This is a genomic window from Streptomyces atriruber (assembly GCF_001418325.1).
Lineage (GTDB): Bacteria > Actinomycetota > Actinomycetes > Streptomycetales > Streptomycetaceae > Streptomyces > Streptomyces atriruber.
Window position 1 is genome coordinate 47,908 of the sequence record NZ_LIPN01000107.1, and the last position, 7,798, is coordinate 55,705.

Below are 7,798 nucleotides of genomic sequence, written 5' to 3' on the forward strand. Positions count from 1 at the left end.
CTGAGCTCCGAACATCCGTTGAGGTCTAAATTTAGAGCTAAACGTAAACGTACCACTGAGGATGAGGAGCGTGACATGGTCAAGGCCGATCGGGCCGGTGAAGGTTCCGACGCGGCGGGGACCGCCGCGTACACCGCACGGGACATCGCCACCGCCTGGGAGCGCGAGCGCCCCGGCACACCCGCCACGTCGATCGGCATCGTCACGCCGATCTGGCAGCTGGCCAAGCTCTTCGGCGACGACCGGCGACGGGTGCTCGCCCGGGCCGGAGTGGACACCGCGACCCTCGACCTGCTGAGCGTGTTGCGCCGCAGCGGGAAGCCCTACACCCTGACCACCCGCGAACTCGGCCGCCTCTCCATGGTCACGGCGGGCGCCGTCTCGCAGCGCGTGGCCCGCGCCGAACGCGAAGGCCTGGTCACCCGCCGCCCCGGCGAGGGCAGGCCCCGTACGGTCGAGGTCACCCTGACCGCAGCGGGCCACGCGCTCGTGGAGGCGACGGTGGACCAAGTGCTGGGCAGGGAAGCCGACTTGATCAGTGGCCTCACCGCCGACCAGCAGGCCAGGCTCACCGAACTCCTCGGCGTCCTCCTTGAAGACGTCCAGCGAAGTCTCGGGGACGAGCGGATCACCCAGGTGGGCCTGGACCAGATCTGAGAGCTTGTCCTCGAACCTCGCGGCCTCCACCGTGCGGTGGGATTCATCGGGTGCATTGTGGTCATCAGAGGCACCGGTGCAACGGCGTATTCAACCGGCGCCAGTTCTCGGTGGAGCCGACCTGATGGTGACGCCCTGGTCTGACCGTTCGGCACCGCCCGCACCCGCTTACCCCTCCTGGCCATCACCGGTGTCCGCTGGTGGGCTGGCGGTGCCTGCGTGGTGATGTGGGCGCCGAGGTTCTGTCTGCCGAAACACCCGGTCAACCAGGATGACTGAACCACCTCCCGCGGCGGCGCCTCCTGCACCCCAGTCGCCGCCGCTCCTGGCATGCTTGCGTTCCAGGGCCGAGCATCGCCACCTGCCGACGGACACAAAGCGTCACAATCCCCAGGCTTGAGCACGGCTTGTCACCGGTGAGAGCGACCGAGCCTTGCGAGATCGCCGCCCGATGACTCCGGCGGCTCACCGGCCAGCGAGTTGACACCGGATCACGCACACACAGTCCCGCTTTGAGGCCGGGTCGCCGGGGGGATTCCCCCCGGCGACCCGACTTCAGGTCAGTAGGGCGCCCATGCCTCGGAAGGAAGGAAGCTCACCGGCGCGTCCATGGCGCCTGTGGGGAGGAACCCCGGTCGGGTGAGCAGGCGGTCACCTGCCCGCTGGACGCCGATCACCACGCCTAGGCTCCGTGATCCGGGTTCACCGAGGTTCGCATAAAACAGCTCGGAGAAGGGCTCGCGGGTCCCGGCACGGTCGACGATCCACTGCTCGAGCTCCGAGGGCGTCCGGCCGACCAGCGCGACGCCATCCGCGTAGATCTGAGGTCCCTTGGTGGTGTCGTCGCGCATCGTCGAGCGGGCCACCGCCGGACGGCGCGGCAGGTCACGGGTGACTTCCTGGGCGGTGTCGTCATCGCGGCTCAGCTCGGTGACCACCCGCTTCCTCTCGGCCGGGGTGACGTGCTCGCTCACCTTGGGCCGCTTCAGCAAGTCGGTGGCGACCTGGGCGGCGACTTCATCATCCCGGGTCAGATCGCCGACCGCTGCGACCTTCTCATCCAGCGTGACGGCTCGATCTCCAACGCCATGTCGCCCATGGTGAACTGGGCGCGGGCGACCTGGGCGATCAGTTCCTTGGCCTGCGCGACGAGCTGTTCGTAACGCTGCCGGGTGACGTTCCCGACCCGGTCCTTCACCTCGGTCATGACGACCACCGCTCTCACGGGGCCCGGCCCGGCCACTCAGGGCGCGATCGGTCACAGGGGCGCCGGCCCCGGTCGCCCACCACCCTCGCGCGGGCCCCGCCCCCGGCGCAGACAGAGCGCGAGCCGGGAGCATCGGAGGAACCCATCTAAATACCCCAACTCCCTTGCGAAGCAGGGGGTGTTTAAGGTTCAGGCGAGGTGTTCGCCTACGGTGTTTCCGCAACACCAAAACGCGACGCCCGCCGCTGTCGGCAGGCCCGCACCCGGCACCGGCAACGGATCACCGCACTCCCGGCAATACCGCCGGGTCGTCCCGCCAGCCCCCACACAGCAGATCATCCAGCCGCCCCTGCCTCACGGCCAGAGTTCAAAGACAACCACTGGGACCATGCCCCTGGGGGAATGCTCGGCCTGTTCGACCGAGTGACGACAGGGGGGAACCCCGAACCCGCCCTCACTGCCCGGATCTGCACGTGGTGATGTGCTGTGCAAGGTGCACTGTCACCTGTACGCGGTGCTGAGCTGCACTGTCATCGGGGAGTCGAACCCCCGCGTTGCTCTTCACGCGCCAGGAGTGGGCCGGAATCCGCCGGCCCGCGGTGTGTGCACGCCTCCGGAACAGCTACCTGCTCCCCATCGTCGGCCTCTACATCCCTACATCTTGTATCCCTGAACCCTTACATCATTGCGGGACTGCCGCGCCGAACCGGCTCAGTCCAGCAGGTCGACCTCCCAGTTCGCCCGCTGGATCCGTACGTCGATCTCGCGGATGTCCCGGGCGAGCGCGTCCGCCTGGCCGCGCAGCTCCGCGACGGGCAGGGCGGAGAGCATCATCAGCTCGGACCGCAGCTGCCGCCCGTACCCCCGCTCGCCCGTGCCCGCCGCGGCGTCCGCGGCCGCGGTGACGACGGAGTGGCGCAGCCGCAGCACGTCCCGGCGCGCGAGCGCGTCCGTGAGCGTGCCGTCTTCGCCCAGGTCCACGGTGGCGTTGGTCCGGTTGATCCGTCGGATCAGAGACTCCAAGGAGTCGAGCACCTCGGCGGTGTCGGCCAACAGCTGGGCCGCGTCCTCCGGGGGTGTCTCGCCTTCCTGATGACGCGCACTGCTGATGACGCGCGCCCGCAACTGCTCGACGCGGCGCGTCGCCTCCGCACGTTCTGCGAGTGCCTCGGCAAGTTTCACTCAGGTTCCCCCGTCCCCTGTCTCTGAGCCCTCTGAGCTCGAACGAGTATCGGGGATGATCACCCACCTACGCATCGGATTTATGCCCCAGGATCCGATGAACCGCCTCGCGCGGGTACGGGATGTCCCGGCTCTCCCGCAGCAGCCTGCCGTAGAACTCCGTCACCACCGCGGCGAGCGGCGCGTACCGGGCGAGGATCGCTCGCGCCTCCGCCGGACCGGCCGGGGGAGGGGCTCCGTCGGCGCACGCGCGTATGAGCGCCTCCCGTTCCGCCCTGTCGTATCCGTAGAGCGCGCTGATCAGCGTATTCACCAGATAGCTGAGGGCATACGCATGGTCGTACGTCCGGTGCCTGTCGAGGAAGTCGGATTCCTCGGGCGACAGGTCGAACCGGGAGGAGAGGGCGAGGCCGAAGTCGGAGAAGTACAGGCGGCGGCCGTCCGTCAGGATGTTCTGGAAGTGGGCGTCGAAGTGCAGGAGCCCGCGGTCGTTCATGAAGGAGGTGCCGGTGATCAGCTCCTTCTCGACCAGACGGCAGGCCCGGTCGGCGGCCCGTCCACCGATGCGCATCTGCTCGGTGAGCCACTCGTGCAGAGTCTGAGGAAAGTACTCCAGGAACAGCACGAGGCTTGCCGGTGCCTGCTTGAGGGCCTCGATGCGGTGGCGTATCGCTGACCCGCCTCCCCAGTAGGTCACGGCCCGCTCCACGTCGGCGAGTTCGTGTTCGTCCGGGAGGCCCTGGACTGTGCTGGATGCGCCGGATGCGCCAGTTGCAGCGGTTGCAGTGGCTGGGGCGGACAGAACGCGCCAGTGATACATCAACGGGAACGCGTGGTGCTGCCCCGTGAGCACCCAGTTCGTGGTCATCGTGTGCGCGGCCACCTCCCGCCACACGCCGAAGCCCGGACTGCCGACGCCGTACTGGCAGAAGGCGGGCAGGTCGAAGACGTTCGCGGTGGACCGGACGTGCTCCGGCCGAAGTTCCCTCTCGGTGACGGGCACTCGCTTGGCGAAGACCGGCACACCGGCGACCCCCAGCAGGGCCGACCTGCCACCGATGCCCACGCCGAGCGGAGCGGCGGAGTCGACGAGGCGGTGCAGCTGCTGGTCACTGAGAAGGCTCAGGGCCGTGGAAGCGTCGCTGTGAGCGGCGAGGCGCTCCCCTGAGCGCGGGTCCGAGTCCGAGTCCGGGCCTGTGCCCGGGCCGGAGCTCGCACCCCGCTCTCGCACCCGCCGCCTACTTCTTCGGTTCCCGGAAGCGTCCGAACGCCTTGGTGAAGGCGTTCAGCGGCGAGCCGCCGTCCGCCTTGGCCTGCCCTGACGCGGTCGGCACGGACGTACCGTCTCCGCCGGACACCTCCGCCAACGCTGCCTGCGCTGCATCCGCCGCCTCGCGGTACAGGTCGCGCGAAGTCGTCATGGCGTCGAGAGCCTCGGCGTACTTGGTGACCATGTCCTGGGCGTGAGTCAGCTCCTCCTCAGGGGTGAGCAGGTGCCAGCCCTGGCGCAGCCGTGTGAGAGCCTGCTCGGCCTCGGCCGACAGGGGGCGGGGGAGCGCGGCGAACTCTGCGACCCTGTTGAGGAGTTCGGTTGGCTCCGAGCCGTCCAGGAAGACCGAGCGCACCGTGAAGCGGTCCGCGTCGTACTCCGGGCTCTGCGGTGCCGTGGGCAGTACGACGGCGCCACCGCGGGGCATCCGCACGCTCAGTTCGCGCTTCATGGCGAAGTCGGCGATCTGCGCCTGCTCCGGCGTGCCCCGGTGCTCGACCACCTGGTGGCGCAGGCTGCGCGGCAGGAACGTCGAGATCGGCTGCTGCCCCTTCGCGTCCGGCGTCATCGCCTCGTGCACCACGACGTGGATGTACCAGCTCTGCCGGGTGCAGTCCCGCAGCAGGTGCCGCAGTTCGTCGTCGTCCTTCGGCAGGTGGTTGGTCGATCGCAGGCGCAGGTCGGACGTCGCGTCGTGGTCCCAGGGGACCTGGTCGCTGTCGGGCCAGAACATGGTGGCGGGGGAGGGCCAGTGCGCGTCCCACACCTGCTCCGCCTCGGCGGCGAGGACCCAGGCGACGCCCTCGCCGTCCTTGCGCCGGTTCTCGGAGTCGTACGTGGTCAGCTGGGCGCGCACCGTGACGTCGTCGGTCACGTGCCAGCGGGCCTCGAAGATCCGCCGGGCGGACGGGCCCGGGTCGGCGGACTCGTCGCGCGGATGCAGAACGGTGGAACGGGCCGCCTCTTTCGGATCGAGGTCCAGGAAGTCGTCGAGCACCCCGGCCGCCTTGAGGGCGATCAGGTTGCGACGGACGTCCTGCTCGGGCTCAGGCCCGAGGTGGCGCCCGCGCCCCAGCCACGCGGTGTCGGGGACGGTGGTCGAGGAGGTGCTGTTCTTGGCCATGGAATCGTTCTGTAGGTGATCGGGGCCCGACCAGTATGGTCCGGGATCCTGTCGATGGAAGAGGGGGGCTGGGTGCTATGCCCTGTTTCGGGTGCTGTCGTTCGACTTCTACGGCCCCACAACGAGTGACGGCCGCGGCTCCGTGACGGGTGAAGACTGAATCGGCGCCTACCCGCCTCGGGGGCTCTGTAACGGCTCAATAGATCAGGAAGGCGAGGGAGCGGCGGGAGCGGGAGCAGGAGCGACTGGAGCCGTCGCGGCCGTAGGAGACGCGGCTGCTGCCATGGCAGCCCGATCGGACTCACTGCGCAGGACGCAGAACTCGTTGCCCTCGGGGTCCGCGAGCACGGCCCACCCCGCGCCGTCGGGTTCCCGGCGGTCGACGACCAGGGTGGCGCCGAGGCCCAGGAGCCGTTCGACCTCCGCCTCGCGCGACGTCTCCGGGCGCAGGCACAGGTGGAGCCTGTTCTTCGACGCCTTGGGCTCGGCCACCTGATTGAAGTGCAGGAGCGGCCCCGCCGGCAGCATCACCTGCGTCTCCTTGTCGCCGGGCCTGTCCGCCGGATGCAACGGACGACCGGTCACCTCGCTCCAAAAACGGGCCAGTTCATAGGCGTTGGCGCAATCGACCGCCACGTTCTGCAATACCGAGACCATCGGCCGAGCCTGCATCAGCTCCATGGGACGTGGCAAGGCGGCACGACTGGCACGATCGTCGGTCATGGATGACTGGTATCTGCAGAGTGCCCACGGAGTCCGGTTCGAGTGGGGCCCCACCGGAGCGGAACGACTGGCGGCGGATGCGGCATGCGTCGTGGTCGTGGACGTGCTCTCGTTCACGACTTCCGTGACGGTGGCCGTCGAGGCGGGGACGCGGGTCTTCCCGTACCGCTGGCGGGACGAGACGGCAGCCACGTACGCGAAGGACGTGGGCGCGGACCTGGCAGTGGGACGTCGGATGGCCACGGCTTCTTCGCCCTGGTCCCTCTCGCCCGCCGCACTGCGCCGCGCCCCGTACACGCCCCGCCTGGTACTCCCCTCACCCAACGGCTCCAGCATCGCCGCGTCCGCCGGTGGACTCCCCGTGATCGCCGGGGCCCTCAGGAACGCGACAGCCGTGAGCCAGTGGCTCGTTCGTGAGGGTTACGGGACCACGGAGCGCCCCATAGCGGTGATCGCCTCCGGCGAACGCTGGCCGGACGGCAGCCTGCGGCCCGCCATGGAAGACTTGCTGGGCGCGGGCGCCATTATCGCCGCGCTGCAGGAGCAACTCGGTACAGCGCACGTGCACGTGCACGCACCTGCCGACTCGCCCGTCCCGACGCTGTCGCTGTCACCGGAAGCGAGTCTGGCAGCGGCCGCGTTCCGGACGACACCGGACGTCGCCGCCGCTGTGACCGCCGGTGTCTCGGGCCGTGAACTCATCGACGGAGGCTTCGTCGACGACGTCGCGGTCGCCACGGAACGGGATGCCTGCACCGTGGTGCCCGTTCTGGTCGACGGGGCGTTCTCCGATCGTGGCTGATGATCTGGCAGGCCAGGAGCTCGGTGAGCTCGGGAGCCGGAGGGGCTTTCTGCTAGCTGGAGGAGGTTCTCGGGGGCGAGGCCGCGGCCGTTTGGGATGTGCGCGCGGTGGCGGTGCGGGCCAGGCGCGGCTGAGTGATCGCCAGCGTGAGGCAGGCCGCGGACATCGTGAGCCACAAGGCGGTCGGTCCCCAGCGTTGGAGGAGTTGGGTGCCGATCAACGGGGCGGCGATTCCCGCGATGCCCCAGCTGGTTCCGTAGACGGCGAGGTAGCGACCGGTGCCGTGCGCAGGGGCCATGCCCGCGACGAGCGTGTATACCTGGCCCACGAGGATGAGGTCGCCCAGGCTCCACACGATCGTCGGTGCGAGGTGGGCGCCCAGGGTGTGTGCGGCGCTGTATCCGGCCAGGCCCGCGGCGAGCAATGTGTAGCCGGTGGCGAAGGCGGCAGGTGTGGACAGCGCGGCGAGGGGCTTGAGTCGCAGCAGGGGTTGGCCAAGGACGATGGTGAGGGCCGAGGTGGTGAACAGCATCCCGGCGTCGGCAGGCGGCAGCCCGCGGTGTGCCAGCACGAGGGGCAGGGTGGCCATGATCTGGAGGTAGACGAGGGCGAACAGCGTGCCTGCGGCGAGGAGGGCGATCAGCGTGGAGTCGCGCCAGGGAGCGACTGCGACTGTCAGGGTCTTGACCTCGCCCTCGCCCCCACTCCCGCCCCCATCCCCGCCCCCGCTCCCGGCCTCGGCCTCGGCTGCAGTCTGGACGGCCCGCGGTGGGTCACCGGGAAGGGCATGGCCTACCACGAGAGACCAGAGAAGGCAGGTCACGGCGTCGGCGA

General features: G+C 69.5%; 8 protein-coding genes and 1 pseudogene. 2 read left to right on the top strand and 7 right to left on the bottom strand.

Features of this window, described 5'->3' with window-relative positions; all coding sequences use genetic code 11:
* The first annotated feature begins 75 nt into the window (after nucleotides 1-75).
* Nucleotides 76-657, top strand: coding sequence for a MarR family winged helix-turn-helix transcriptional regulator (locus AOK03_RS12855; RefSeq protein ID WP_055565354.1), 582 nt, complete (start codon nucleotides 76-78; stop codon nucleotides 655-657).
* A 560-nt stretch (nucleotides 658-1,217) separates the two neighbouring features.
* Here AOK03_RS12855 and AOK03_RS43435 read toward each other — a convergent pair.
* From AOK03_RS43435 to AOK03_RS12885, 6 genes and pseudogenes are all read right to left on the bottom strand, one after another.
* A complete protein-coding gene (locus AOK03_RS43435) occupies nucleotides 1,218-1,721 on the bottom strand; it encodes a DUF6192 family protein (protein WP_244177594.1) in 504 nt (167 codons plus the stop codon).
* Nucleotides 1,688-1,864 (bottom strand): hypothetical protein, encoded by a 177-nt coding sequence (locus AOK03_RS43440; protein ID WP_208609536.1) that lies wholly within the window; start codon nucleotides 1,862-1,864, stop codon nucleotides 1,688-1,690. The genes AOK03_RS43435 and AOK03_RS43440 overlap by 34 nt, the downstream gene beginning before the upstream one ends.
* Before the next feature lie 711 nt (nucleotides 1,865-2,575).
* Nucleotides 2,576-3,046 carry a DIP1984 family protein gene (locus AOK03_RS12870; protein ID WP_055565357.1) on the bottom strand — a complete coding sequence of 157 codons (471 nt, stop codon included), beginning with the start codon at nucleotides 3,044-3,046 and terminating at the stop codon, nucleotides 2,576-2,578.
* Nucleotides 3,047-3,113: 67 nt separating this feature from the next.
* Nucleotides 3,114-4,277 (bottom strand): protein kinase family protein, encoded by a 1,164-nt coding sequence (locus AOK03_RS12875; RefSeq protein WP_425264377.1) that lies wholly within the window; start codon nucleotides 4,275-4,277, stop codon nucleotides 3,114-3,116.
* Between the two features lie 7 nt (nucleotides 4,278-4,284).
* Nucleotides 4,285-5,439 carry a hypothetical protein gene (locus tag AOK03_RS12880; RefSeq protein ID WP_055565358.1) on the bottom strand — a complete coding sequence of 385 codons (1,155 nt, stop codon included), beginning with the start codon at nucleotides 5,437-5,439 and terminating at the stop codon, nucleotides 4,285-4,287.
* Between the two features lie 276 nt (nucleotides 5,440-5,715).
* Nucleotides 5,716-6,096 (bottom strand): annotated as a pseudogene (locus tag AOK03_RS12885) (VOC family protein); the annotation flags it as partial.
* 64 nt (nucleotides 6,097-6,160) lie between these two features.
* Between AOK03_RS12885 and AOK03_RS12890 the strand changes: the two are divergent.
* Nucleotides 6,161-6,964 carry a 2-phosphosulfolactate phosphatase gene (locus tag AOK03_RS12890; RefSeq protein ID WP_055565359.1) on the top strand — a complete coding sequence of 268 codons (804 nt, stop codon included), beginning with the start codon at nucleotides 6,161-6,163 and terminating at the stop codon, nucleotides 6,962-6,964.
* A gap of 52 nt (nucleotides 6,965-7,016) precedes the next feature.
* On the opposite strand, the gene AOK03_RS12895 is transcribed toward AOK03_RS12890, so the two are convergent.
* Nucleotides 7,017-7,798 (bottom strand): MFS transporter (locus tag AOK03_RS12895; protein WP_341845801.1); only part of this gene is annotated, 782 nt, incomplete at its 5' end.

Excerpts from the sequence above, each read along its gene's own strand:
- AOK03_RS43440 (WP_208609536.1), bottom strand. The coding sequence starts at position 1,864 with ATGACCGAGGTGAAGGACCGGGTCGGGAACGTCACCCGGCAGCGTTAC.
- AOK03_RS12890 (WP_055565359.1), top strand. The coding sequence starts at position 6,161 with ATGGATGACTGGTATCTGCAGAGTGCCCACGGAGTCCGGTTCGAGTGG.
- AOK03_RS12880 (WP_055565358.1), bottom strand. The coding sequence starts at position 5,439 with ATGGCCAAGAACAGCACCTCCTCGACCACCGTCCCCGACACCGCGTGG.
- AOK03_RS12855 (WP_055565354.1), top strand. The coding sequence starts at position 76 with ATGGTCAAGGCCGATCGGGCCGGTGAAGGTTCCGACGCGGCGGGGACC.